The organism is Halalkalibacter flavus (assembly GCF_036663575.1).
Classification (GTDB): domain Bacteria; phylum Bacillota; class Bacilli; order Bacillales; family Bacillaceae_D; genus Halalkalibacter; species Halalkalibacter flavus.
Genome location: NZ_JAWRVK010000045.1, coordinates 1 through 24,934 on the forward strand (window position 1 = coordinate 1; position 24,934 = coordinate 24,934).

Below are 24,934 nucleotides of genomic sequence, written 5' to 3' on the forward strand. Positions count from 1 at the left end.
TTTAAGGCTGTTAGGAGTGGGTTTCTCCTAACAGGCGTGCAACGAGAGGAGCCATCGCAGCATGTTCGCACAGTTACATACAATGGCGAATATCCTTATAGAGCTGAAGAACAGTGAAGCCATTCAAAAAGGCGATCTTCCTTTTTGAATGAACTCGGGAGGAGTGAGCATTATGCTTTCAATTGCAGATTTAGTTGTACGTTATCCTAAAACAGATGAGAATGCCCTTGACCATGTCAATTTGACGTTTAAGAAGGGAGAATTTGTTTGTGTGCTTGGCAAAAGTGGTGCAGGGAAATCGACGTTTATTCGCACAATAAATCGTTTGCAGTCAGCAACTGCAGGGCAAATTATGTGGGAAGGGACGAACTTGACAACCCTCTCGGAAGGGAAGATGAGAAGGGTTCGCTCAGATATGGTTATGATCTTCCAACACTTTAATTTAATCCCGAGAATGACTGTATTGCAAAATACATTAACAGGTTCTTTTGGAAAGCGACCTCCATATAAAAATATTCTCGGACTTTTTTCTGAACAGGAACAAAAGCGAGCATTAGATACATTAAAAGAAGTTGGATTGGAAAAGCATGTTCATAAGCGGGTAGAGGCACTAAGTGGAGGACAGAAACAGCGAGTAGGAATTGCAAGGGCTTTACTACAAGATCCAAAGATTTTATTAGGAGATGAGCCTGTTGCTAGCTTGGATCCAACAACATCAAGGAAAATTTTTGAACTGTTAAAACGAATTCATGAAGAACGTGAATTACTTTCTATTATTAATATCCATGATGTCAATTTAGCGAAAGAGTTTGCTACAAGAATCGTCGCTTTTCGTGATGGTCAATTAATTTTTGATGGGAAACCAAAAGAGGTTGACGATCATATTTTTGCTGAAGTCTACCAATAATTCTTTCTTGTCAATATACAGAAAACCCTCCTTATGATAGTGGGTTCTTTCTACTTTTAAAAGGTGGTTTTTAGGTCTGAAGTCTCATGATGGATTTCTAATTACCAAATATTTTATAGTATGTGGAATAAAAAATAGATCTATTAGCATGTGTTGTTTGTGATAAAATATCGGTTAGTACGTTATTGGGTTTAGAAACAAGAAGAGGAGAAAGCGACATGCGGCAAAAACAAAAGCAATTACGAGCCAAAGTTAATGATGTTGTACAATCAAAATCATCACTAAATAAAGGTATTAAACTTATTGGTCTAGTCGTTGGTGCTATAGCGATTTATTCCATTATTCAGTATGAGCAATTATTTCGATTGTTTGTTATTTTATTTTTAGTCGGGTTTGCCTATGTAATGAATAAAAAAATAAATAATCTTGCAGCACAACCAAAAGCAGAAGCAAACCCGCCTGTACCAGAAAGAATCGAGGAGCAGCAAACACAGATTTTTGAGAAAGCTGTAATTGAAAAAGAAGAAGCACTTGAGAAAATAGATCTAGATCGTACTCAATTGTTGGAGGAACTTTTTTCAAAGGCGGATTTAGATGATTTAGAAAAGCAATCGTATCGTGAAAAGATTAAAGAAAAAGAATCAGAAAGATCTAATACGATGCAAGACCTCTTAATTGTTAAGGGGAAGCTTCAAACAGCTTTGCTTGAAACGAAGAAGTATTTTATCAAAGAAGACCCTATTAAAGAAATCGCGGCTTCCCTAGAGCAAGAAAACATTCAACACTCTTCGATTGCAGCTCTTAATGATGAAGTGTATGCCATTGTCACGAGGTTAAGCGAGCATACGATAAATGCGTTGAAAAAAAGCAACTATATTGATGATGATCACAATTTAACTCGTTCTGGTTATAAAGCGTTAGTCAAAACAGTCGAAAAAGAGTAACAAGGCATAAAAAAACCACCCCAGTTTATTTCCAAACTGGGGTGGTTTTTTTATTACTTCACAATAATAGGCTTGTCATTTTTCTCAGTAACTACACCTATTATAGACGCATGAGCACCTGTTGCTTGCATAGATTCAACATAACGTCTTGCTTCATCAGGAAGTAAACTGATAAGCAGTCCACCTGATGTGATTGCGTCACAGAGGATGCTTTTTTCTACCTCTGTAATGTCTGGTGAATAGTCCACACAGCCTTCGAGCCAACGCTCATTTGCTTTTGAGCCTCCTGGAACAACTCCTTTTTCAGCGAGTTCTTTTGTCCCCTCAAGCATTGGAATTCGCTCCATCTCAAGTTCAAAAGTTACATCACTTCCATTGGCCATTTCATAACTATGGCCTAAAAGTCCAAAACCAGTTACGTCCGTAACAGCATTTGGGTGTAACCCTTCTAGTTGCTCTGCGGCTTGTTTATTCAATAGAGCCATCGTTTCAGTAACAGCTTTTTCTTGATCTGCTGTTACGGCTTCGCGTTTAATCCCTGTGGTTAAAATTCCAACACCAATTGGCTTTGTTAATACTAGGAAATCACCAGCTTTAGCACCAACATTTTTGAAAATACGATCAGGGTGTGCAAGACCTGTAACAGATAAGCCGAATTTTGGCTCTTGGTCATCAATTGAGTGCCCACCAACAATGATGGCTCCTGCTTCTTTTGTTTTATCTGCTGCTCCACGTAAAATGTCTGCTAACGTTTCGGGTGGTAACTTCTTGATTGGAAAACCAACAATGTTCATTACTGTTGTTGGCTTGCCGCCCATAGCATAGACATCACTTAAGGCATTAGCTGCAGCGATTTGGCCAAACATATATGCATCATCAACAACAGGTGTAAAATAATCGACAGTTTGAATCATTGCTAAATCATCTGTCAATCGGTATGCACCGGCATCATCAGATGTATCTAAACCTACAAGTAAATTAGGATCATGTGTCTGTTTTGGTAAATGACGCAAAACTTGCGTCAGGTCTTCAGGACCAATTTTGCAGCCTCAACCAGCTTTTGTTGAAAAAGAAGTTAAACGAATTTGTTCTTGTTTGTCCATTTTAGGACACCTCCTTATCTTACTTTGGAACACATATTAGTCTGTGTTTAATAAACATTTTTTTTGCATCGTTCATCATATTATCCTACAATATAGAGGAAACCAAAGTAAAGGAGTTTGATTCAAACATGGAATTCAAAGTATCTGTAGAATTTTGTATGATGTGAAATTACGCACCAAAAGCCGTGAGTTTCACGGACGAGCTACTTGATCACTTTCGTGGAAAAGTGAAAGAGGTAAAATTAGTAACAAGTGGCGGTGGCGTTTTTGAAGTAACCGTCAATGATCAATTGGTTTACTCCAAAAAGGAAACAGGATCATTTCCTGACCCTAAAGAAGTAATTGATATAATGGAAAAGATGGCTGAATAAATAAGGGGTGACGAATGAGTCGCCCTTTTTTGAAGAAGGGTGGTTCATAGTAAGATGCGTCAATTATTACGACAAATACCTGCGATTCATGAATTACAACAAGACCAGAACTTTTTACAGTTACTTGAAACAAGTAGTGTGTCCAAAGTGAAGTTAACAGAGTGGTTACAAGAGACGGTTGCTGATATTAGGAAAGAACTACTTGCAGGAGACTTTCCCTTGGAAAACGATTCGATAAGATTTTCAGATATCATTTTTAAACGATTATCAGATCGTCTTAGTTATCATTCAACATATAAATTAAAACGTGTTATAAATGGTACAGGAACAGTATTACATACAAACTTAGGTAGAGCACGTTTAAGTGAGCAAGCGATTAAACAAGTAGTTGAGACAGCTTATTCATATTCCAATCTAGAATATAATCTTGATCAAGGCAAACGTGGTTCCAGGCATGAATTAATTGAAGAACTTGTCAAGGAAATGACCGGAGCAGAAGCAGCCATGGTCGTTAATAACAACGCTGCAGCTGTCTATTTAGTGTTAAAGGCGTTTGCTAAAGGGAAAGATGTCATTGTTTCACGTGGTGAATTAGTTGAAATCGGGGGTTCGTTTCGAGTTTCATCCATTATGGAAGAGAGTGGTGCTCATTTGGTAGAGGTTGGAACGACGAATAAGACGCATTATTATGATTATGAACATGCTATTAGTGAAGCAACTGCAATGATTATGAAAGTACATACGAGTAATTTTAAGGTTATCGGCTTTACAAAGGATGTCACGGTTGCAGAACTTAAACCATTAGCAAAAGCTCATGATGTATTGCTTTATGAAGATTTAGGAAGCGGAGCCATCTATGATTTAAGAAAAGATGGAATCGGGGATGAACCAACGGTAATAGAAGCGTTAAACAAAGGAGCAGACCTTGTTACGTTCAGTGGAGACAAGCTTTTAGGGGGGCCGCAAGCTGGCATCATCGCAGGGAAGAAAAAGTGGATAGATAAGTTAAAGAAACATCAGCTTGCACGTGTATTACGAGTCGATAAAATGACACTTGCGGCTTTAGAAGCTACATTGAAAGATTATGCTAATGAGGAAATGGTGAAAGAAACTTTGCCTACGTTAAAATCTATTTTATTGAAAAAAGATGAGATCCTCTCTCGTATTGAAAAGTTTTCGATTGATTTATCTCCTTATTGGACCGCGAGGGTAAGGGCGGATGTATCTCAAGTAGGTGGTGGGACGATGCCTGATGTCACGCTCGATACTGCATTGCTATTGCTGTCAAATAGTAACCATTCAGCACAGGCTCTTCACAATCAGCTAAGACTTGGGACCCCTGCTGTTGTAGCACGAATTATAGAAGACCAAATTGCTCTGGACTTTCGTACGATAGAGGAGCATGAATTTGCAGATTTACATAGGCGTCTAAAAGAATTTGAATAGCGAAAGGTGAGAGCAAGGTGGAAGGAAAACGCGCATCGGAATCAAAAACGGTCATGACAGACTTGGTGTTACCTCCTGATACAAATTATCATGGAACCATTTTCGGGGGGAATGTGATGGCTTATGTAGACAAGGTTGCGAGCATTACAGCCATGAGACATTCACGTGCTATGGTCGTAACAGCTTCAAGTGATAGCTTGGACTTTATCTCTCCTATTAGAACAGGAGAAGCAATATGCTTGGAAGGTTTTATTACGTATACAAGAAAGACTTCAATGGAAGTGTATGTAAAAGTTGAGGCTGAAAATTTATTAACTGGGGAAAAGCGGTTAACAGCCACGTCCTATTTAACGTTTGTTGCATTAGATAACGAGGGGAAACCGACCAGTGTCCCTCCTGTTATTCCTGAATCAGAAGAGGAAAGGTGGCATTATGAAGGGGCTGTAGAGCGATTTGAACAAAGAAATAAAAGAAGACAAACTCGAAAGGAAAGATTAAATCAAATAAGGGAGTAAGCTTATCGAGGGGGCGAAAAAAGGTGGGATTCCTTTTTTCGTCCCCTTTCTTATTAGCTATATACAGTTTATCCTTCACCATTCGTTTGACTAACTTGATTTCTTTTCTTTACTTTTTTCGAACCACTCAAAGGTTCAGGCTGCCCAGAGTTTTTTGGTTGATTTCTACGTTGGTCTTTATAAGTATTATTCTCTGTCATCGCTAACATCCCTCCTCGGATGTAGTATAACTGGAAATGGCTGATGTATACGAATATTAGACGTTGTTTTTCACACCCTAAAACTGAGCTTTGTCAAAGGGGGGAGAACATGCAGCTCTCCAGTAAGCAACAAATAGTTGAAGCTGGGCGTAAGGCAGTTGAGAAAGCTCGAAAAGCAGTTGGGAATATTAACGCTCATGAAGCAGATTTCGGTGCGAAAAGAAAAGACAAAAATAAAAACATAGATGATATTGATGAGTAAGTTTACATCAGTATTTTTTTTAGCAGATTTTCAAAAAAAGGGGACTTTCGCATGAGAAATCCCCTCTTTTTTAAAAATAAAGGGGTGTCTCAATAGGTCAAAAACAGACCTATTGAGACACCCCCTTTCTTATTGACGCTTCTTCGTCTTTTTGTTGTGCTGGCGTTCCATTGTTGTTAAAGGCTCATTGGCTGTTTCTTCCTGGTGTTGCGCATTATAGTCAAGTACTCTTTTGTCTTTTTCATCTGGTTGTTGCTTCGCCATAATTCCACCTCCCATTATTGTAGGTTTTGTGTTTGTAACTGGGTTTATACAAGATAGTTAGCAAGGGTGTTACTCAGAAAAAGAGTTTTTCCACTTTTGGAAATTAACTTTAGAATTTTTTTAAAAAATCATTTATTCTTCACACAAGTTTTGATATTCTAAAGAGGGACTGTTTTGTCGAATCATTTAAGCGCTTTCTATTTCTTCATAATAATAGACAGTCTAGTCGGTCTGATTTAGACAATTTTTACAGTTTGCGGTATGATAGTCTTGTAAAGGGAGGGTATACATATGTCAACGAAAAATGATGTATTCAAAGCAAAAACATCCTTTTCTTTGGATGGAAAGACGATTAATTATTACTCTTTAAAAGCACTAGAGGATGCTGGTCTAGGCAATGTAACAAAACTACCATATTCAGTAAAGGTATTGCTAGAATCAGTTCTTCGCCAATATGATGGTTATGTAATTAAAGAAGAGCATGTTGAAAACTTAGCGAAGTGGGGAACAAATGAATTAAAAGAGATCGATGTTCCATTTAAGCCATCTCGTGTTATTCTTCAAGACTTCACTGGTGTACCTGCTGTAGTAGACCTTGCTTCATTACGTAAAGCTATGGCTGACCTAGGTGGTAACCCAGATCAAATCAATCCTGAAATTCCAGTAGACTTAGTTATTGACCACTCAGTACAAGTTGATAAAGCTGGTACAACGGATTCTTTAGATTTCAATATGAATTTAGAGTTCCAACGTAATGAAGAGCGTTACCAATTCCTGAGCTGGGCAAAGAAAGCATTTGATAACTATCGTGCTGTACCGCCTGCAACAGGTATCGTTCACCAAGTTAATCTTGAGTATATTGCGAATGTTGTTCACGCTATCGAACAAGATGGCGAAACAATCGCTTTCCCTGATACACTTGTAGGTACCGATTCTCATACAACTATGATTAATGGTATCGGCGTACTTGGTTGGGGTGTAGGTGGTATTGAAGCGGAAGCAGGAATGCTTGGACAACCATCTTATTTCCCTGTCCCTGATGTTATTGGTGTTAAATTCACTGGTTCACTTCCAAGTGGAACAACAGCGACAGACGTAGCATTAAAAGTGACACAAGTACTACGCGAAAAGAAAGTAGTAGGTAAATTTGTTGAATTCTTCGGTCCTGGTCTTGCTGAAATGCCACTAGCTGACCGTGCAACAATTTCAAATATGGCTCCTGAATATGGTGCAACTTGTGGTTTCTTCCCAGTTGACGCTGAAGCACTAAACTACATGCGTTTAACAGGTCGTTCAGAAGAGCAAATCAAATTAGTTGAAGAATATTCTAAAGCAAATGAATTGTTCTACGTACCTGGAGAAACTCCAGATCCTACTTACACAAGTGTAGTAGAAGTGGATCTTTCTGAAATTGAAGCGAATCTTTCTGGTCCTAAGCGTCCACAAGATCTTGTTCCACTTTCTGATATGCAAAAATCGTTCCGTGATGCAGTTGTTGCACCACAAGGGACACAAGGTTTAGGCCTATCAGAAGATGAATTTAATAAAGAAGTAAAAGTTAGCTTCAAAGATGGCCGTGAAGCAGTTATGAATACTGGTTCAATCGCCATTGCCGCAATTACAAGCTGTACGAATACTTCTAACCCATACGTACTTATTGGAGCAGGGCTTGTAGCGAAAAAAGCAGTTGAACTAGGTCTTGAGGTTCCTGAGTTTGTAAAAACTTCATTAGCACCAGGTTCTAAAGTAGTAACTGGTTACTTAACGGATTCTGGATTGCTTCCATACATGGAAAAGCTTGGCTTCAATATCGTTGGTTACGGCTGTACAACATGTATCGGTAACTCGGGACCATTAGAAGATGAAATTGAAGAAGCAGTTTCAGCTAATGACTTAACTGTTACTTCAGTTCTTTCAGGTAACCGAAACTTTGAAGGACGTATTCATCCATTAGTAAAAGCTAACTACCTTGCTTCACCACCATTAGTTGTTGCATATGCACTTGCAGGAACTGTCGATATCGACCTAAGAAATGATTCATTAGGTAAAGATAAAGATGGCAAGGATGTATACTTTGATGATATTTGGCCAACAGCAGACGAAATCGCGAAGGTTGTTCAAGAAACAGTAACACCTGAGCTGTTCCGCCGTGAGTATGAAAACGTATTTGCAAGTAATCCACGTTGGAATGAAATTGAAACAACTGATGATGCTCTTTATAAGTGGGATGCTGATTCAACTTACATTGCAAATCCTACGTTCTTCGAAAATCTGTCTCCAGATCCAGAAGATATTAAACCATTATCAGCTTTACGTGTCATCGGTAAATTTGGTGATACAGTAACAACTGACCACATTTCACCAGCTGGTGCAATCGGCAAGGATACACCTGCAGGTAAGTACTTAATCTCTAAAGGTGTTGAGCCTAAAGATTTCAACTCTTATGGTTCACGTCGTGGTAACCACGAGGTTATGATGAGAGGTACATTTGCAAACATCCGTATTCGTAACCAAATTGCTCCTGATACAGAAGGTGGTTACACAACTTACTGGCCAACTGGCGAAGTGACATCAATCTATGATGCGGCAATGAAATACAAAGAAGAAGGTACTGGCTTAGCTATTCTAGCTGGTAAAGATTACGGTATGGGAAGTTCTCGTGACTGGGCTGCCAAAGGTACAAATCTACTTGGTATTAAAACAGTTATCGCTGAGAGCTATGAGCGTATCCACCGTAGTAACCTTGTTCTTATGGGTGTTCTTCCACTTCAATTTAAAGATGGCGATAGTGCTGAATCTTTAGGTTTAACTGGAGAAGAGTCATTCGATGTTCAAATTACAAACGATGTAAAGCCACGTGAAATGGTGAAAGTCGTTGCAACTGATAAAGATGGCAAGAAAACTGAGTTTGAAGTACTTGTTCGCTTTGATAGTGAAGTGGAATTGGATTACTACCGTCATGGCGGTATCCTACAAATGGTTCTTCGTAACAAGCTTGCAAATTAAAAAAATTAGAGACCTTCTTTTACCTTCGGGTAAGAGAAGGTCTTTTGCTGTTTAAACAAAATACTTTTCAAATTATCACTAATATAGAACAAAAACTTGTGCATATTAAAACTGATAAATAAGGAAAGTGAGGTAGATATGATGGGTCGTCAGAAAAAAGGAAATGCAAACGCGCAAAGAAACAATAACGCTAAAAAACATGGAAAAGACAATCATCCTGAAACTGGATATGAAACATACGCTGAGCAAGAAGCACAGAAAATGAACCGAAATCAACGTTCCTAGGAGGGATAAGATGACTGTTCAAACACAAATGTAACAAGCAATTGCATCAGCGCAAAGCGTTCAATCAAGCTTAGTGCAATTCTCTCTTGAAACAGAGAATCTACAGGCGAAACAGTTGTTCGAGGATTTAGCAGAGCAGCAAAAGAACATACTTACATTACTTGAAGGTAGATATCAACAAATTTTGCAAGAAGAACCACAATTTAAGCAATCGAATCCCTAATAAATAGAGGTTGTCTCAAAAATAAGTTTCAGCTGATATGTCTAGCATATCATGTGTCCCATTACGAAGCAGAGATACTTATGAGGCAACCTCTTTACACCATGTAAAAGAGAGGAAGAACGGAGGAGTTTAGATTGTTTGACTTTTGGCTAGGAGCTGAAGGATTGCCGGTTTACGGTCATATGATTAGAGCCATCATTGTGTACTTTTATATTTTTCTTATCGTTAAGGTTTTAGGACAGCGTTCAATGAGCTCCATTGATGCGCTTGACTTTATTTTTGGTGTTGTTATTGGTGATATTTTAGGAGAGCCATTAACGGATGGAGAGCTTCCTCTAGCAGGGCCTGTTGGAGCTGCAGCGATGATTGCTGGATTACATCTATCCCTATCTTTGTTCGCTTTAAAAGCACCGCGATTTCGAAGAGTCATTGAGGATGAACCGATTATCTTAATGGAAAAAGGAAAAATTCTACATAAGGAGTTGAGAAAAGCTAAAATTACGTTAGAAGCCTTTTTGATGGACTTACGATTAAATAATGCGAGCGATTTGAACGAAGTCGATTATGCGATATTGGAGATGAATGGTTCAATCAGTGTAATTAAAAAAACAAATTATGAAAGTGTCACTCCTAAAGATATGCAAATGAATGTGCCTTCGAAAGGATATTCCTCTGTTTTAATTGAAGATGGAAGAATTATTGATGCAAATGTTGAAAAGTTTGGTACTTTAGAATGGCTTAGAGAACAAGTACACAAACATGGCTTTGCAAACCCTAGAGAGATCTTTTTAATGACCGTTGATGAAACAGGTCAGATTTATACGAGTCCTAAATCAAATAGCACTGAATCCTAATGTATAAAAACACTTCTTTTTAGCCACAATGGTAAAAAGTTAAAGGAGTGTTTTGTCATGAGAAGAGTCAGAAAATTATCATTTGAAGAATTAGTTAGAGAAAATAAAGAAAAGTTGCTAAGAGATAAAGAGGCTTTAGATCGTTTGGAAGAAAAGTGGGAGCGGAAAAGAACGTCTGTTAATCAAGTGGAGATATGAATAGGAATGCTTTTTAGAGGTAACCTATTGATAGGGAGGGGTTACTTATGAAAAGCACAAAGTCACATTTCGCTCAGTTTCGACCTGACCATTTAGGTACACAACCTGTAAAGTCCAAGGCAAATAATGGGAAAAAAATGGCTCAAAAAAGCAACGAACAGCCTAATTACGTTCCTCCTAAAGGATAATAACTACTATCCCTCAGATTAATTTCTGAGGGATTTTATATAGTTAATATTTCGAAATATTATGGAAATTGTCATTGAAGAAAGTTGTCGATAAAAATTGCTTGTCATATAGGTGTATAAACGAAATAATGGAGTAGGAATGATGTCAGCAGGGGAGTGTAAAACATGAGACATCAAAAATTAATCTTTACTACGTTATTTCTCTGTTACTTAATTGCTTTATTTTATGTAACACTATTTGCGTGGAATTATGGAGCTTCCCTAGGACCAGCCGGACCAGGAGGTAGAAATTATAACTTAATTCCATTTCGGAGTATATATCGTATCGCTGTTTTTAGCCCCCAATTGGCAGATCCTATCCGAATATTACTTGGCAATGTTGTCTTATTTATGCCATTAGGATTTCTTTTACCCGCTATTTGGTCCAAGGCACGTCGGTTCGGTGTGATGATTGGGATTGGCTTTTCTATTTCATTTTTTATTGAGGTAAGCCAATTTCTTTTTACTCAAAGGGTTGCAAATGTAGATGATTTAATTTTAAACACGTTGGGTACGAGTATAGGTTTATTCATTTTCTCAATAATAAGATGGGTTAAACGAAGAACGGTATATATTCATACATAAAGGGCGGCCGGTTGATTCTCTAAAAGGGAGAAGTTCAATCATGGCCGCCTATTTTATTTTCTCACTTGTGGAGTATATCGATTAAATAAACGAAAGAAGAAATATACAATCAATAAAAAGGATCCATAAAAAACAGTAATATAAAGTAAATCACTGGGGTTTGTCACAAGAGTGTTTCCAACAGTTGCGAACAATATCATCGATGGCACTTTGCCTAAGGAAGAAGCAATGCTATAGCGCATAAAGGAAACTCGACTTAAGGCAGAATAGATATTAACAATGATCGATGGGATTACAGGGATAAGCCTAGTTAAGAAAATGGTAATAAACGCATTTCGTTCAAAAAGGACGGTAACTTTAGATAACCGTTCATAACGGTACAGCCATTTCTTTCCCCAGTCCTGATATCCGTATCTGACAAATACAAACATAATAATCGAAGCAAGCGATGACCCAATCCATGTAATTAAACTCCCAGCTACTGGGCCGTAAGCTGCACCAAGTACACCTCCGATGATTGGATATGGAATGATTGGAAACAATGCAAAGAATGTAGCAAGAATTGATGTAACTAACATATATTCAGTACCGCCTTGGCGTATCCACTGGAGCAGTGACTCTCCATATAAATACATCAAAACAGCAATTAATAAATAACCTATAAAGACAAAACTTTTTCTCATTTCAACCTTCCTTTCTCCACCGTTTATTTTCTCATATTGTGTGTAAATTTGTCTCGGTTTCTTTTGTCACTTTCATGAACCTTTTTTAATATACTGTGGTGGTTAGCCTTGTTAAAGTTTAGGCTATCATTAGTAAAACGCCTATCATTTTCTCTTTTCGATAAAGTACTTATCTGCTAAAATAGGAAAAACAAACAGGATTACTAGGAAAAAGGGTGGAATAAATATGAAAAAAATGAAATGGTTATTCGTTATGTGTATGGCATTACTTTTGTTTCCTCTCCATGTAGCAGCCCATTCCTATGTTACAGAATCTACACCAGGTGATGGGGAAGTAATAGAAGAGGCAGTTGAACAAATTGTGCTTCACTTCAATGCAGGAATAGAACGAGTCAGTACCGCTACGGTTTATAATGAAGATGGTGAAGAGATTGAAGTAGAAAATATTGACGTTGAAAGTCCTGATTTGACGATCTTTCTAGTAGAGCCTCTGTTGCCAGGTGAGTATGTAGTAGAGTGGAGAGCTTTAGGAGAAGATACTCACCAGACAAAAGGAAGTATCTCTTTTGAAGTATTAGAATATGAGATAGAAGAAGAGGCAATGGAAGAATCTACAGAGACAGAAATAGATGAAGTGGCCATTGATGAGGAAGAAACAACAACGGACGTAGTGGATGAGCCTAATGTGGCTGAAAATGACGAGGTCGTAGTGGAGTCTTCAATGGAGCGATTCCTATTACCAATCGTTATTACTGGTGCTATAGCTGTGCTAGTTAGCCTACTATTACTAATCAAGAGGCTTCGTAAATGATTGATTCAATTTCGAATGTGTTACTCTACACTTGCTTTTCTCTCTTAATGGGCTTCTTATTCCTTTACGCCCTTCCGAACAAATATCGACCTAACCTATTAGAACCTAAGAATTTGTTGAAGGGCTTAATAATTTTCATACCGGTCCTTCTGCTTGTTCCAGTTATTCGAGTTGTACTAATTCTTTATAATCAATTTTCCGTGCCGCTTTTTGAAGCAATAGGCACGGTTGTATTAGAATATTCAACGGGTCAAGCCTTTGTTCTTTCTTCTATTATTGCGATCATTCTCTTTGCATACTTTACAAACCTAAAGGGATCATGGATAGCAGTCCTATTAGTCTTACTTCTCATTGTTTTAGCTAGTTGGTCAAGTCATGGTGCAGCAGTTGCGGGGGTGTTTGGTTTTTTTGGAAACATACTTCATTTAGTTGCTGTTTCTATATGGATCGGTACCTTAGCCGTTGTTGGTTGGTTTGCCTCTGATTGGAAAGACCTGAGATTGTTTACACGTTGGTTTTCTGCCGTAGCGTTTGCATCTGTTGCTATTATCATTGCCTCTGGGTTCATGCTTATGGCAGCGATTGTTCCTGAATATGTTCAATCTTGGTTATTAACATATGGTCAGTTATTGTTAATAAAACATTTATTGTTCTTGCCACTATTGGTATTTGGCTTACATCATTTTTTATTAGGGATGCGTAATGCCGTTGACAAGGTAAAGGTAACGAAGTCATTTCGAATTGAATCAATAATTGCGTTGTTGGTGTTTGGAGTCTCAGCGTTTATGACCGAACAAACTCCTCCACATGAAGTGGCACAGACGCTTCAAACTGAATCTGTTTCACCAATGATGCAGCTCTTTCTCACAGTACCTATAAGCATTGGCACTATTACCTTGTCTGTCTCAATCTTATCGATTAGCTTATTATTTATTGGTTTCTTCGTTTTTATTTATGCGACATGGATTCTAATTAAGTCATTACATGTAAAAAAATCTGTATATGCTTTTGCGGTAAGTATTGTATTACTTTATTTAACATTGATGTTTAGTATAGAAATTGGAGGATACGAGCAGGATGAAACGGTATATTCATCTATCAAAGAAGCTGTTTCACAAACGTATCAGCAAGATGCAAAGATTGAAGTATTAGTTACAGAACAACACGAAGAAGAGATTTACGTCGTATATACAGTTAATCAACATGATTTAGTAGCTGAAAAAGTCATCCATGTTGCTGGCGGGTACAAACGTTTACCGGCTGCTATGTTGACGATTGGTGGAACGGCTGTTGTTGACGAAAAACAAAAGATTCGAACGTTTCGTGTTCAAAGTGGAAACTGGCATGATGATCGGTATGCACACACATATGTCACGTTTGGTATGATTCAAGACCCAATTGACGTGGCGAGAGTACAAATTCACTATGAAGGTGGTTCATATATTGCCCAGTTAGAACAACAAACATTTTTAAATGTTGTATCTAGTAATGAGAATTGGGCTGATCAACATCCGATAGATTTCCTAGCAGAAAATGGTCAAGTAATTGAAACATATTCACGAAATGTGATGGAGGAAGGAGTTTACTGCCACTAACGGCTGTAAACTTTCTTCCATTTTTTCAAAATGCTATTTCGCTTATCGAAATAAAGGAGTACAATGGAAAATAAAAAGGAGAAGAGAAAATGGAGAGAAAAAAGCAGTGGGTGGTCTATGGAATGTTAACCGTTGCGACAAGTACGTGGGGAAGTGCTTTTATTGCTGGGAAAATTGCTATTGAAAGTTTTGAGCCTGCAACGATATCCTTTTTACGTTTCTTTGGAGCTGTGTTGCTTTTGTTTCCAATTATGTGGCTAGTGGAAAAAGATATTCCGAAACCAACGAGAAAAGACTGGGGAATGTTTGCATTGCTCGGACTAACCGGAATTGCCATTTATAATATATGTTTCTTTTTAGCAAGTAAGCATGCGCCAGTGATTAAAAGCTCCTTATTCATTGCGGCAAACCCAATGCTTATTATGCTCTTATCAGGAATCGTGTTAAAAGAGACGATCACGAAAAGAAACATCATTGGACTTTTGTTTGCATTTGCTGGAGTTGTGACGATTATTACAGAAGGAAATATCATGGCATTGGTTCGTTTTCAATTTGAACCTATTGATTTCATCTTGTTAGGAGCAGTAATAACGTGGGCTTTGTATAGTGTGCTTGGTCGGATTGTTCTTAGAAAGTACAGTTCGATTGTCTCAACGACGTATGCAGTAGGATTTGGTACGTTGTTCTTGCTTCCTTTTTCATTGTTTGAGAAACCATGGGAGCATGTTGCAGCAAGTACATGGTCGGCTTGGTTAGCAATTGCGCATATGAGTGTATTTGTGACAGTTCTAGGTTTCATTCTCTATTACTATGGAATTCAAAAGATCGGTGCAGCGAAAGCCTCAATCTTTATCAATGTTATGCCTGTATCAGCTGTGTTAATGGCTACAATCTTCTTAGGTGAAAAGTTAACTGTAGCGACAATAATAGGAGCTTTCTTTGTTCTATCAGGAGTATACGTTGGAACATCTGTGAAACGTAGAAAAGAAGGTCACATCAAACATGCAAAGACCGGATAATAATGATAAAATTGAAGAATGTGATTTTTGGGGCAAACCCTTAGTAATCGAAAATTACTGAAATAGGTTTAGTCTATAACTATTTTAGTGCTTCGTTTTTTAGAAAGTGGTGTAAATATGTTACGAGATCGCTGGACGAACGAACAAATAGAAATGTGGCTTAACCGAATGGAACATGGAAAGGAAGTGTTCCATGAAGGAAAAGCTTGGGAAATTCTTGAACAATTTGATCACACACATGGTGAAGATGACGAAAAGACGAAACAGTACAGGTCAAAATTGCTTGCTCTGCTTGCTCATACTAGGTACAAACGAGTGCAGAAGGTTGACCACTTAGTAGAGCGTTGGGTGGATGAGGCATTAGAACTAGATCACACGAATGCGTTAGCCCATCAATTAAACGTTGAGGCATTCTATGAGTTTTTATATTGTATTCCAATTCCTAACAAATTCCCTCCTATTCGGGAAACCGACCATGGTTCTGCTAAGAAAAAGACAGCACATGAATACCATCAAATTGCTGAAACTTTTTTTCAATATGTAGATCAGTACAAGGGCCAATGGCAGGTTGTTAAAACGTCCCTTACTTATCTTGAGGACCCAGATCGTTTGCGCGAAATTGAGCAGGTTATTCGCTTTTTTGATAATTTACAAAAACCGTTCAAAACGATACAGTCTGCTACAGCTGAATATGCAAACTCGTTAACTGGCGTGTATTATTCAGCTGCACAATTTAAACAAATTCTTCAAGCAACAAAAGAGATTGAACAAGTTAAGGAAGCATGGACGGAGCTTTTTCATTCAAAAAAGGTAGTTCAAGAACAAGAGACAGCGTTAGATGAATTACACCGATTGATAGGGTTAGATGATGTGAAGGATAGAGTGAAACAGCTTTACCAATTTTTGCATTATCAAAAAGAACGTCTGCGTCAAGGGTTTCAATCAAAAGATGGTATAAACTTACATATGATCCTTTCGGGAAATCCAGGGACAGGAAAAACGCACTTGGCAAGGTTGATGGCTAAGATATATTATGAACTTGGCTTATTAGAGCGTGATGAAGTGTACGAAGTAGACCGTACTCAACTCGTAGGAGCTTATGTGGGTCAAACGGAAGAAAATACAAAAAGAGCGATTGAGCGTGCTGCAGGCGGAGTCTTATTTATTGATGAAGCATATAGCTTAAAAAGAGCTGGAGCAGCCGGCAATGATTATGGTCAGACGGCCATTGACACGCTCGTCTCAGCTATGACAAGTGGAAAGTATGCAGGAACCTTTGCCGTCATCTTGGCGGGCTATCCAGATGAAATGCGAACCTTCTTACGTTCAAACCCAGGTTTGAGAAGTCGATTCCCTGATCAAAACCAAATAGAAATAGAGAACTACACAATAACTGAATTGCTTCAAATTGCTGAAAAAATAGCTACAGATAATGATTATATCTTAACGAGTGGAGCAAAGCAGGAGTGTCGGAAACGGATTGAGAAAGCACAAGTTGATGAATCATTTGGTAATGCAAGAGCAGTGAAAAATATTATTTTAGATGCTATTTTTCAAAAAGGATCTACGATGTCTTTAGAACACCCACAAACGGAAGACTTTATTCTTCTGCAGGCAGGTGATTTTAAAGAAGAAGCCGATCAATCAAGTGGTCAATCAGCTAAAAACGAGTTAAATCAACTTATTGGTCTTGAGCAAGTAAAAAAGGAAATGACACAGCTTACTTCATTTGTACAAATTCAACAGGTGCGAAGAGAAAATGGTCTTAAAGCATTACCCCTTCAGGTACATTCTGTCTTTACTGGGAACCCTGGAACAGGGAAGACGACAGTGGCAAAGCTATATGCAAAGTCGTTAAAGGAAATCGGTTTGTTGAAACGAGGACATGTCGAAATCGTATCTCGCGCTGATTTAGTCGCAGGATATGTTGGACAAACTGCGCAAAAAACAAAAGAAATTATCAAGGATGCCTTAGGTGGAGTCTTATTTATCGATGAAGCATATTCACTATTAGCTGAGGGACAAGGAGACTTTGGAAAAGAAGTAGTAAATACACTTGTGCAAGAAATGACAGAACATGAAGAAAACCTTGTTGTCGTATTAGCAGGATATGGGAATGAAATGCAACGTCTCCTAGATAGCAACCCTGGACTTCGTTCACGGTTTAAGAAACATATTCATTTTGATGACTATTCCAAATCAGAGTTAGTTCAAATGATTGAAAGGCGTGCTGACCAAACGGGTTATCGTCTGACAAATGATGCAAAAGATTTGTTAAAAGAACAATTGACTGAAGAGGGGCACTCTGGAAATGGACGCTATGCTATGGACCTGTTTGACCGGCTCGTACAAATTCAATCACTACGGCTCGTTGAAATTGATCAGGTGAATTTGGAGCAATTAACTTTGATTGAGCAAGAAGACGTTGAGAGGCTACGAAAAGAAGGAATATAACATATTTCGGGGAGGTTTACATTTGTTTATATCTACAAGAGAAATTCAAGTGCTATATGCGGATACGGACATGATGGGGGTGATCTATCACGCAAATTATTTAAAGTATTTTGAGCTTGGTCGTGGTGGCTTAATAGAGGATGTGGGCTATAGCTATGTAGGGATGGAGGAAGCGGGTTTTTTTGCACCGGTATACGACGTAACCGCTACATACAAAAAGCCAATTCGTTATGGTGATCGAGCGTTCGTCAAAACGTGGGTAGAAGGAAATGACGGCTTAAAAACAGTGTATGGATACTCTATAGTTAATGAACAAGATGAAATTTGTGTAGAAGGTTCAACGACTCATATCATTGTTAAGAAAGAAACGTTCAAGCCAACTGCTTTTAAAAAGGCTTTTCCAGACTGGTTTCAAAAATATGAAGAAATTAAGAAAAAATAAAACAAGGTGAATAAGCCTACATTCGTTATCCATACTAAGCTTGCAAGTTATTTCAATAAAAGGGGTAATGAACATGGCTAAACCAGATAACCGTAATGACAACGCAGAAAAGCTTCAACAAATGAAAGAAAACACGGAGCATAATATTGAGGCAGCTGAGGAATCAGTTGCTCATACAGATATGACAGAGGCTCAGAAAAAATCTGTGAGAGAGAAGAATGAACGCCGCAAGGAAAGCATTCAAGGATTTGAAGCTGAAATGGCTGATGAAATGCAAGCAAGACAAAACGGGTATCAAGACGAGCAATAATTGCATGTAGAAATCGCTTGGGAATAGTTTTCCAAGCGATTTTCTTGTATGTGTTAATGACAGATAAGGAAAACAGAAAGCAAAGAGACAAAAGCAACTTAATTTACTATGTCAATTTATCTAACAAGAAATATTTTTTAATGGTTTGAATAGGGTCTTACTTCGGAAGTTAACACAAATTCGACTTATAGGTCCAATTTGTTAAAGAGGTTGATCGATGTAAAGAGGGGAAATGGTGTGCTATAATCAACTCAAACAATTCTAAAAGGTGATCATGTATGGCTTTTGGATTAAAAAGAAGAACTCTAATTGAGTGGAAGCAGCTAGCTGAGCAAGGGGAGATTGCTTTTTTAACTCACTTCTGGATAGACGAACGTTTTCCAGGTTGTACGTCTGTTACAAAAGTAGCTTGTGCCGATATTTCTAAGCTTGAAAGTTGGGGAGCTCGGTATGGGTTAAAGCCGGAATGGATTCATCGCAGGGACAAGTATCCGCATTTTGATTTACTTGGAGAAAGGCAAAAAGAGATTTTAAGAAAAGAAGGCTTGGAAGAACAATTATCCAATCTAGGGCACGACTTCCAACAATAGCAATTTCATGGTTATAATAACATATAAGTTGATAGGGGGATATGATATGGTAACGCAACAGACAATTATTAGTGATTTACAAACAAAGTCATCGATTGATCCAAAAGAACAAATCCGTACAAGAGTAGATTTCTTAAAAAGTTATTTATTACATACTGGAGCAAATGGATACGTACTCGGAATTTCTGGAGGACAAGATTCTACGTTGGCTGGGAAGTTAGCCCAAACAGCGATTAATGAGCTTAATGACGAACATCCAGATAAAACATATTCGTTCTATGCTGTTAGACTTCCATATGGTGAACAACAGGATGAGCAAGATGCACAAGATGCCATTAGATTTATTGAACCAACAAAGGCGATTACGGTAAATATAAAGGCTGCTGTGGATGCATCTGTAGAAGCATTTAAGGCTGCTACAGATGGAGAACAGCTTTCAGACTTTAACAAAGGAAACACGAAAGCCCGTGAGCGTATGAAGGCACAGTATGATTTAGCAGCCCATTACGGCTGTCTAGTTATTGGAACAGACCACGCTGCTGAGGCAATTACTGGATTCTTCACAAAGCACGGCGATGGCGCGTGTGATATCGCACCATTATTTGGGCTAACAAAAAGGCAAGGAAAAGCTTTGCTTATGGAACTAGGAGCCCCTGAACATTTATACAAAAAAGCTCCGACAGCTGATTTAGAAGATAATAAGCCTGGTTTACCTGATGAGGTAGCATTAGGAATGACATATGAAAATTTAGATGATTACTTGGAAAACAGAGAAGTAGAACAAGACATTGCCTCAAAGATTGAATCCCGTTACGAGAAGACGGAGCATAAACGTCAGCTCCCTGTTACAATTTACGATTCTTGGTGGAAGTCATAAGTCATAATTAATCATTGTCGAACATAACCTTAATTCGAGTGTCCTCAATTATTGGTTTTAGGATAATCGGTTAAGGAGAGAGAATGATGAAAAGGAAAGTTGTATTGTTATTTGGATTATGTGCGTGTTTAGTGTTTCTTGTTGGAGTATATAGTTTTTTAGACTTTGACACAGAGGCATCTCAAGCTCAAACAATCGTTCAAGAGTCAAACGGTGAAGAAGCTGCCCGTGAAGTGAATGGAGTAGAAATAACGTTAAATGACATTCGTACAGAAGAATCATCGCAGTTAGATAGCCACTACGTTATTATAGATTTAGAATTAATCAATAACAGAGAGACGGTTTATGAATTTTCAACGTTTAAAATAACATTAGTTGATGAAGAGAATTTTGCACATGGTGTAACTACACAGGTTGAAACAAAGGGAATACTTGGCGGACAATTACATCCTGGAAGAACAAACCGAGGAGAAGTGGCATTTCTAGTTCCAAAGGCAGAAGAGTATGAGCTTGTTTATACAGATCATTTGCGAACAGGACAAGTTACGTGGCAAGTAAATGTTAATAAGGATGAGTAAAAAATGAATGGACCAAAAAATAGTGACCTACATATGCATTCAACAGCATCAGATGGAGGATATACACCAGCCGAATTAATGGAGAAATGTAAAAAGGCTGATTTAGAAATTATTTCATTAACGGATCATGATAGTGTTGAGGGCATTGATGAAGCAATTAGAGTAGGGAATGATCTTGGGCTACAAGTCATTCCAGGTATTGAATTCTCAACAAAGTACAAAGGGAAAAGTGTCCATATTTTAGGATATCAATTCGATTGGAATGATCAAAATTTACGAGCATTACTCGCTAATCAGAAGCAGCTGCGAAGGGAACGGCTTGATACGATCATTCAACGTTTAGAGGCTGTTGGTTTACATATTCAAGCGCAGGATGTGTTAAAGCATGTTGATGGAGGCAGTATAGGTAGGCCGCATGTTGCAAAAGCGTTAATAGCAGCTGGATATGTTTCAGACGTTGCTGAGGCTTTTGAACGTTATTTAGCAGAGGGGAAACCATGTTACGTTGAGAAATCACAAGAAATGACAGTTCAAGAGGCGATTGATTGGATTCATCGAACTGGAGGAGTCGCTGTTGTCGCACACCCTGACTATTATGGAGTTGATCACGATTTGATCGACTGGGTCAGAAACTGGGGGTTAGACGGAATTGAGGTGTATCATCGTGATCATGACAAAGATGCTGTAAAACGTTACGAGAAGCTTTGTGATGAAATTGATAAACAACTAGGAATAACACTACTACGAACAGGTGGTTCTGACTTCCATCATGAAGACTATGGAAGGGTTCCAGAACCATTAGGTTTAACAAGACTAGACAATCACTTTGCTGAAATTCTATTACAAAGAAACAAAATTAATAAATGATCAAACAAGGGGCTTTCCAAAAAGTCCGAAACAGATGCGGGGGGGTGTCTCAAAGGTCAAAAACAAACCTTTTGAGACACCCCCTTTTTCTAAGGTGTAATGGATTATACTTTTTCAATGACGCTCTCAATTTTTGTCCCTTGAAGTGCTTGAGTAGCCAGTTGATCTGCTTCTTTATTTAAAGCTCTATCAATCAACTCATATTCTAACGTTAATCCAATCTTTGATGATAGTTCTTCAATTCGGTCTAACCATTTACTATAATGTTCTTCATAGCAAGGCCATTCACCGGATGCTTGGTTCACAACAATCATGGAATCGGAATGAATTTTAACTGTTTGGTGATGAACATCCATCTCTTCTAACTGTCTGAGTAATCGATAAAGAGCTGCATACTCAGCTTCGTTGTTATCTTCTAGAAGTTCAAATGTATCATTGAACCTCACTCGCCAGTTTTTATTATTTTGTTTATAGTATATGGCGAGACCGATTCCAGCATCTCGAGTGTTAACGTCGAACCCACCATCAATGTATGCATGAACATCATGAGGTTCTGTCTCAAGTTGCTTCAAGAATTTCGTTAAATCTTTTTTCGTCCAAGTTGTATCATGATCATCTAAATACTCAATGCTTTTTAAGCGACCTGTTTTTTCTAGATCATCGCTTACCATTAAGGCAGATGCAGCAGTCATCCAGTCAGACTTCATAATAAAAGACTGTTTTGTTTTTGCAGGTGAGTAATACCATTCTAATCGAATTTTCATGAAATTCACCTCATTTAAGTAGAGTTAGATAATTGCAGAATTTCTTTTTTCATGATAAGTTAAATTATCGAAATGTTACGTTATTTCACATGGTTCTATGATTTTATCATGAATATGAACAATAAAAACCATGTTTTTATATACAATTAGTATACGCATTCGAAAAAGGAGTTCATGCATTATGCCAATTAAAATCCCTGATCATTTACCTGCAAAAGAAATCTTAAATGCAGAAAATATTTTTGTGATGGATGAGAGTCGTGCGTACTCACAGGATATTCGTCCATTAAAAATTGTTATACTTAATTTAATGCCAATTAAAGAAACAACTGAAACTCAATTGTTACGCTTACTTGGGAACAGTCCTTTGCAAGTGGAAGTTTCTTTTCTTTATCCGTCTACGCATGTTTCAAAAAATACGTCACACGAGCACCTCTATGAATTTTATAAAACATTTGATGAGATAAAAACGAAGAAGTTTGACGGTATGATCATAACGGGCGCTCCTATTGAAATGTTAGATTTTGAAGTCGTTGATTATTGGGAAGAGCTGCAAGAAATTATGAATTGGAGTGTTGACAATGTCACCTCAACCCTACATATTTGTTGGGGGGCGTTGGCTGGTCTTTATCATCATTATGGGGTAAATAAGTATCCACTAGAAGCAAAGAAGTTCGGAGTATTTTACCATTCTATTGAGAAGCAAAATGTTAAATTGCTACGTGGGTTTGATGATGAATATTTAGCACCCCATTCAAGGCATACCGAAGTTCGTATGGAAGACATTAAACAAGTAAAAGATCTCGAAATTTTGAGCATGTCTGATGAAGCAGGTGTTTATATTGTTGCTTCAAAAAATGGGAAGCAAATTTTTGTAACCGGCCATTCTGAATATGATGTCTGTACCTTACAAAATGAATATGAGAGGGATAAGGAAAAAGGGTTAAATATCGACATGCCTTATAATTACTTCCCAAATGATAATGACCAAAAACCTCCTCGTTTACGTTGGCGGGCTCATTCCAATTTGCTTTTCTCAAATTGGTTAAACTATTACGTGTACCAAGAAACTCCATATGACTTAGGAAAATAGTTCACAGAAGGGGGTGTCTCAAAAGGTCAAAACAGACCTTTTGAGACATCCCCTTTCTTACTTAGAGTGAAAACGGATAAGTCAAAAACTCTTATTAATTTTTATTGGTTGTCTATTCTCACTTATATATCTAAGCTATGATATAATAAATTTGCTAATATGAACGGGTATATATACTAGGTTAGGAAACGAAAGGCTGTACTTCAAAAGGAACATGTCTTTTGAGTGGAGGTGTGTGGAATGGATCCTTTAGATATTATGATGAATAAAGAACGGGTAATTCCTTATTATCAGCCAATCTTTAGTGCTGATAAACAACTTGTAGTGGGGTATGAGGTCTTAGCAAGACTTCAAACAAATGAAGGCGATAAAAGTTTAGGATGGTTTTTTCAAGACAAGAATATTCCAGATGAATATCGATTAGAATTAGATGATCACATCCAAAGGCTAGCCCTTGATCAATTTATTACAACAGATCAGAAATCATATTTGTTTCTTAATTATGATACGTCATTACTATTAAAAGACAATGGTGAGACGTTTATTAAATGTTTGGAAGGCTATCAACAAAAAGGCTTGAAACTTGAGCAAATTGTCTTGGAGTTAAAAGAAGATGACGTTGCTGAGTATTTCTATGACAATAAGCATTTTTTTTATTATATTCAAAGTTTTGGATTTAGGCTTGCTCTCGATGACGTCGGTCATAATGGCAGCAACTTGGATCTAATTGCTATGTTAAAACCGAACATTATTAAGGTCGATGTGGCATTTATGGAAGATGAAGAATTCCCTCATTTGTATTCTGAAGTTCATCAATCGCTTTCCATGCTTTCTAGAAAAATAGGTGCAACGTTGCTCTTTGAGGGAATTTCGAATTTTAATCAACTCAATTATTCATGGCGCAATGGTGGTCGTTATTATCAAGGATACTATTTGAGATCACCAAACGCTACATTTATTGAACCTGATTGTTGCAGAGAGAAAATGCAAAAGGAATTTCAACATTTTATTGTTTATGAACGCAAAAAGATGCAATCACAGTTTACTTTAACAAATGAGTTAACGATGCAATTGAAACAGACGATGAAAACCATCAGTCCCGATGATACGTATGATGAAATGATCACGAAAGTGGCAAATGATTGTGATCGCTATGCATTCCGTATTTATGTGTGTGATGCAGAAGGGTTCCAACAGTCGTCTAATGCAGAAAAAAATAATGAAAACAAGTGGGTTTTAATTGAAGAAGGGCGTTTTAAAAACTGGAGCTGGCGACCTTACTTTCTTGAAAATATTGTTCGGATGAATATTGAAAAAAGAGGCTTTTTATCAGATCTATATACGGATATTGAGCGTGATGAGAGAATTCGTACATACTCATATCCGATTACTGATAACTTATTTTTATTTCTAGATATTCCATATACGTATTTATTTGAACAAGAAGGATTACTTTAAGAG

At 37.7% G+C, this 24,934-nt stretch carries 29 protein-coding genes and 1 pseudogene; 25 read left to right on the forward strand and 5 right to left on the reverse strand.

Annotated features, from left to right (window positions below; genetic code table 11):
* Positions 1 to 172: 172 nt before the first annotated feature.
* On the forward strand, positions 173 to 907 hold the full coding sequence (gene phnC / locus SAY88_RS20825; protein WP_332634065.1) for a phosphonate ABC transporter ATP-binding protein: 735 nt from the start codon (positions 173 to 175) through the stop codon (positions 905 to 907).
* A gap of 218 nt (positions 908 to 1,125) precedes the next feature.
* Positions 1,126 to 1,851: a hypothetical protein gene (locus tag SAY88_RS20830; RefSeq protein WP_332634066.1), complete on the forward strand. Its 726-nt coding sequence runs from the start codon at positions 1,126 to 1,128 to the stop codon at positions 1,849 to 1,851.
* Positions 1,852 to 1,904: 53 nt separating this feature from the next.
* Here SAY88_RS20830 and selD read toward each other — a convergent pair whose 3' ends face one another.
* Positions 1,905 to 2,954 carry a selenide, water dikinase SelD gene (gene selD, locus SAY88_RS20835; protein ID WP_332634067.1) on the reverse strand — a complete coding sequence of 350 codons (1,050 nt, stop codon included), beginning with the start codon at positions 2,952 to 2,954 and terminating at the stop codon, positions 1,905 to 1,907.
* A 179-nt stretch (positions 2,955 to 3,133) separates the two neighbouring features.
* Here selD and SAY88_RS20840 point away from each other — a divergent pair.
* From SAY88_RS20840 to SAY88_RS20850, 3 genes and pseudogenes are all read left to right on the forward strand, one after another.
* Positions 3,134 to 3,325, forward strand: a pseudogene (locus SAY88_RS20840) (Rdx family protein); the annotation flags it as partial.
* A gap of 54 nt (positions 3,326 to 3,379) precedes the next feature.
* The gene (selA, locus tag SAY88_RS20845) at positions 3,380 to 4,771 is read left to right on the forward strand and encodes an L-seryl-tRNA(Sec) selenium transferase (RefSeq protein WP_332634068.1); all 1,392 of its coding nucleotides are present in this window, start codon (positions 3,380 to 3,382) and stop codon (positions 4,769 to 4,771) included.
* Positions 4,772 to 4,824: 53 nt separating this feature from the next.
* Entirely contained in the window at positions 4,825 to 5,286 is a 462-nt protein-coding gene (locus SAY88_RS20850; RefSeq protein WP_431308902.1) for an acyl-CoA thioesterase, read from the forward strand.
* A 68-nt stretch (positions 5,287 to 5,354) separates the two neighbouring features.
* Here SAY88_RS20850 and SAY88_RS20855 read toward each other — a convergent pair whose 3' ends face one another.
* A complete protein-coding gene (locus SAY88_RS20855) occupies positions 5,355 to 5,486 on the reverse strand; it encodes a small acid-soluble spore protein P (protein WP_332634070.1) in 132 nt (43 codons plus the stop codon).
* A 109-nt stretch (positions 5,487 to 5,595) separates the two neighbouring features.
* On the opposite strand from SAY88_RS20855, the gene SAY88_RS20860 reads away from it, so the two are divergent.
* Positions 5,596 to 5,748, forward strand: coding sequence for a hypothetical protein (locus SAY88_RS20860; RefSeq protein ID WP_332634071.1), 153 nt, complete (start codon positions 5,596 to 5,598; stop codon positions 5,746 to 5,748).
* A gap of 129 nt (positions 5,749 to 5,877) precedes the next feature.
* Here the strand turns inward: SAY88_RS20860 and sspO are convergent, their stop codons facing one another.
* Complete coding sequence (gene sspO, locus SAY88_RS20865; protein ID WP_250096284.1) at positions 5,878 to 6,012, reverse strand: small acid-soluble spore protein SspO; 135 nt, start codon at positions 6,010 to 6,012, stop codon at positions 5,878 to 5,880.
* Positions 6,013 to 6,303: 291 nt separating this feature from the next.
* Between sspO and acnA the strand changes: the two genes are divergently transcribed.
* From acnA to SAY88_RS20900, 7 genes are all read left to right on the forward strand, one after another.
* Positions 6,304 to 9,018, forward strand: a complete 2,715-nt coding sequence (gene acnA, locus SAY88_RS20870; RefSeq protein ID WP_332634072.1) for an aconitate hydratase AcnA — start codon at positions 6,304 to 6,306, stop codon at positions 9,016 to 9,018.
* Between the two features lie 141 nt (positions 9,019 to 9,159).
* Complete coding sequence (locus SAY88_RS20875; protein ID WP_250096286.1) at positions 9,160 to 9,303, forward strand: hypothetical protein; 144 nt, start codon at positions 9,160 to 9,162, stop codon at positions 9,301 to 9,303.
* A 40-nt stretch (positions 9,304 to 9,343) separates the two neighbouring features.
* Positions 9,344 to 9,526, forward strand: a complete 183-nt coding sequence (locus SAY88_RS20880) for a DUF1657 domain-containing protein (RefSeq protein WP_332634109.1) — start codon at positions 9,344 to 9,346, stop codon at positions 9,524 to 9,526.
* A gap of 134 nt (positions 9,527 to 9,660) precedes the next feature.
* Entirely contained in the window at positions 9,661 to 10,380 is a 720-nt protein-coding gene (locus SAY88_RS20885) for a DUF421 domain-containing protein (protein ID WP_332634073.1), read from the forward strand.
* Positions 10,381 to 10,437: 57 nt separating this feature from the next.
* On the forward strand, positions 10,438 to 10,578 hold the full coding sequence (locus SAY88_RS20890; RefSeq protein ID WP_332634074.1) for an FbpB family small basic protein: 141 nt from the start codon (positions 10,438 to 10,440) through the stop codon (positions 10,576 to 10,578).
* 47 nt (positions 10,579 to 10,625) lie between these two features.
* Positions 10,626 to 10,766: an acid-soluble spore protein N gene (locus tag SAY88_RS20895; protein WP_332634075.1), complete on the forward strand. Its 141-nt coding sequence runs from the start codon at positions 10,626 to 10,628 to the stop codon at positions 10,764 to 10,766.
* Positions 10,767 to 10,931: 165 nt separating this feature from the next.
* The gene (locus SAY88_RS20900; protein WP_332634076.1) at positions 10,932 to 11,390 is read left to right on the forward strand and encodes a VanZ family protein; all 459 of its coding nucleotides are present in this window, start codon (positions 10,932 to 10,934) and stop codon (positions 11,388 to 11,390) included.
* 53 nt (positions 11,391 to 11,443) lie between these two features.
* On the opposite strand, the gene SAY88_RS20905 is transcribed toward SAY88_RS20900, so the two are convergent.
* Positions 11,444 to 12,073 (reverse strand): TVP38/TMEM64 family protein, encoded by a 630-nt coding sequence (locus SAY88_RS20905; protein WP_332634077.1) that lies wholly within the window; start codon positions 12,071 to 12,073, stop codon positions 11,444 to 11,446.
* Positions 12,074 to 12,299: 226 nt separating this feature from the next.
* Here SAY88_RS20905 and SAY88_RS20910 point away from each other — a divergent pair, with 226 nt between their 5' ends.
* From SAY88_RS20910 to SAY88_RS20955, 10 genes are all read left to right on the forward strand, one after another.
* A complete protein-coding gene (locus tag SAY88_RS20910; protein WP_332634078.1) occupies positions 12,300 to 12,884 on the forward strand; it encodes a copper resistance CopC family protein in 585 nt (194 codons plus the stop codon).
* A complete protein-coding gene (locus tag SAY88_RS20915) occupies positions 12,881 to 14,479 on the forward strand; it encodes a copper resistance D family protein (protein WP_332634079.1) in 1,599 nt (532 codons plus the stop codon). Before SAY88_RS20910 ends, SAY88_RS20915 begins: the two co-directional genes overlap by 4 nt.
* 89 nt (positions 14,480 to 14,568) lie before the next feature.
* Positions 14,569 to 15,498: a DMT family transporter gene (locus SAY88_RS20920; protein WP_332634080.1), complete on the forward strand. Its 930-nt coding sequence runs from the start codon at positions 14,569 to 14,571 to the stop codon at positions 15,496 to 15,498.
* Between the two features lie 117 nt (positions 15,499 to 15,615).
* Positions 15,616 to 17,952 carry an AAA family ATPase gene (locus tag SAY88_RS20925; RefSeq protein WP_332634081.1) on the forward strand — a complete coding sequence of 779 codons (2,337 nt, stop codon included), beginning with the start codon at positions 15,616 to 15,618 and terminating at the stop codon, positions 17,950 to 17,952.
* A gap of 22 nt (positions 17,953 to 17,974) precedes the next feature.
* Positions 17,975 to 18,394 (forward strand): acyl-CoA thioesterase, encoded by a 420-nt coding sequence (locus tag SAY88_RS20930; RefSeq protein ID WP_332634082.1) that lies wholly within the window; start codon positions 17,975 to 17,977, stop codon positions 18,392 to 18,394.
* Positions 18,395 to 18,467: 73 nt separating this feature from the next.
* On the forward strand, positions 18,468 to 18,704 hold the full coding sequence (gene tlp / locus SAY88_RS20935) for a small acid-soluble spore protein Tlp (RefSeq protein ID WP_332634083.1): 237 nt from the start codon (positions 18,468 to 18,470) through the stop codon (positions 18,702 to 18,704).
* 278 nt (positions 18,705 to 18,982) lie between these two features.
* Complete coding sequence (locus SAY88_RS20940) at positions 18,983 to 19,294, forward strand: hypothetical protein (protein WP_332634084.1); 312 nt, start codon at positions 18,983 to 18,985, stop codon at positions 19,292 to 19,294.
* Between the two features lie 46 nt (positions 19,295 to 19,340).
* Positions 19,341 to 20,171 carry an NAD(+) synthase gene (gene nadE / locus SAY88_RS20945; RefSeq protein WP_332634085.1) on the forward strand — a complete coding sequence of 277 codons (831 nt, stop codon included), beginning with the start codon at positions 19,341 to 19,343 and terminating at the stop codon, positions 20,169 to 20,171.
* Between the two features lie 83 nt (positions 20,172 to 20,254).
* Positions 20,255 to 20,749: a DUF4352 domain-containing protein gene (locus SAY88_RS20950; RefSeq protein ID WP_332634086.1), complete on the forward strand. Its 495-nt coding sequence runs from the start codon at positions 20,255 to 20,257 to the stop codon at positions 20,747 to 20,749.
* Between the two features lie 3 nt (positions 20,750 to 20,752).
* Positions 20,753 to 21,616 carry a PHP domain-containing protein gene (locus tag SAY88_RS20955; protein ID WP_332634087.1) on the forward strand — a complete coding sequence of 288 codons (864 nt, stop codon included), beginning with the start codon at positions 20,753 to 20,755 and terminating at the stop codon, positions 21,614 to 21,616.
* Positions 21,617 to 21,720: 104 nt separating this feature from the next.
* Here SAY88_RS20955 and SAY88_RS20960 read toward each other — a convergent pair whose 3' ends face one another.
* On the reverse strand, positions 21,721 to 22,380 hold the full coding sequence (locus tag SAY88_RS20960; protein WP_332634088.1) for a reverse transcriptase-like protein: 660 nt from the start codon (positions 22,378 to 22,380) through the stop codon (positions 21,721 to 21,723).
* 181 nt (positions 22,381 to 22,561) lie between these two features.
* Between SAY88_RS20960 and metA the strand changes: the two genes are divergently transcribed.
* Together metA and SAY88_RS20970 are read left to right on the forward strand one after the other, a co-directional pair.
* Positions 22,562 to 23,473 (forward strand): homoserine O-acetyltransferase MetA, encoded by a 912-nt coding sequence (metA, locus tag SAY88_RS20965; RefSeq protein WP_332634089.1) that lies wholly within the window; start codon positions 22,562 to 22,564, stop codon positions 23,471 to 23,473.
* 240 nt (positions 23,474 to 23,713) lie between these two features.
* Positions 23,714 to 24,931 (forward strand): EAL domain-containing protein, encoded by a 1,218-nt coding sequence (locus tag SAY88_RS20970; protein ID WP_332634090.1) that lies wholly within the window; start codon positions 23,714 to 23,716, stop codon positions 24,929 to 24,931.
* Positions 24,932 to 24,934 lie beyond the last annotated feature (3 nt).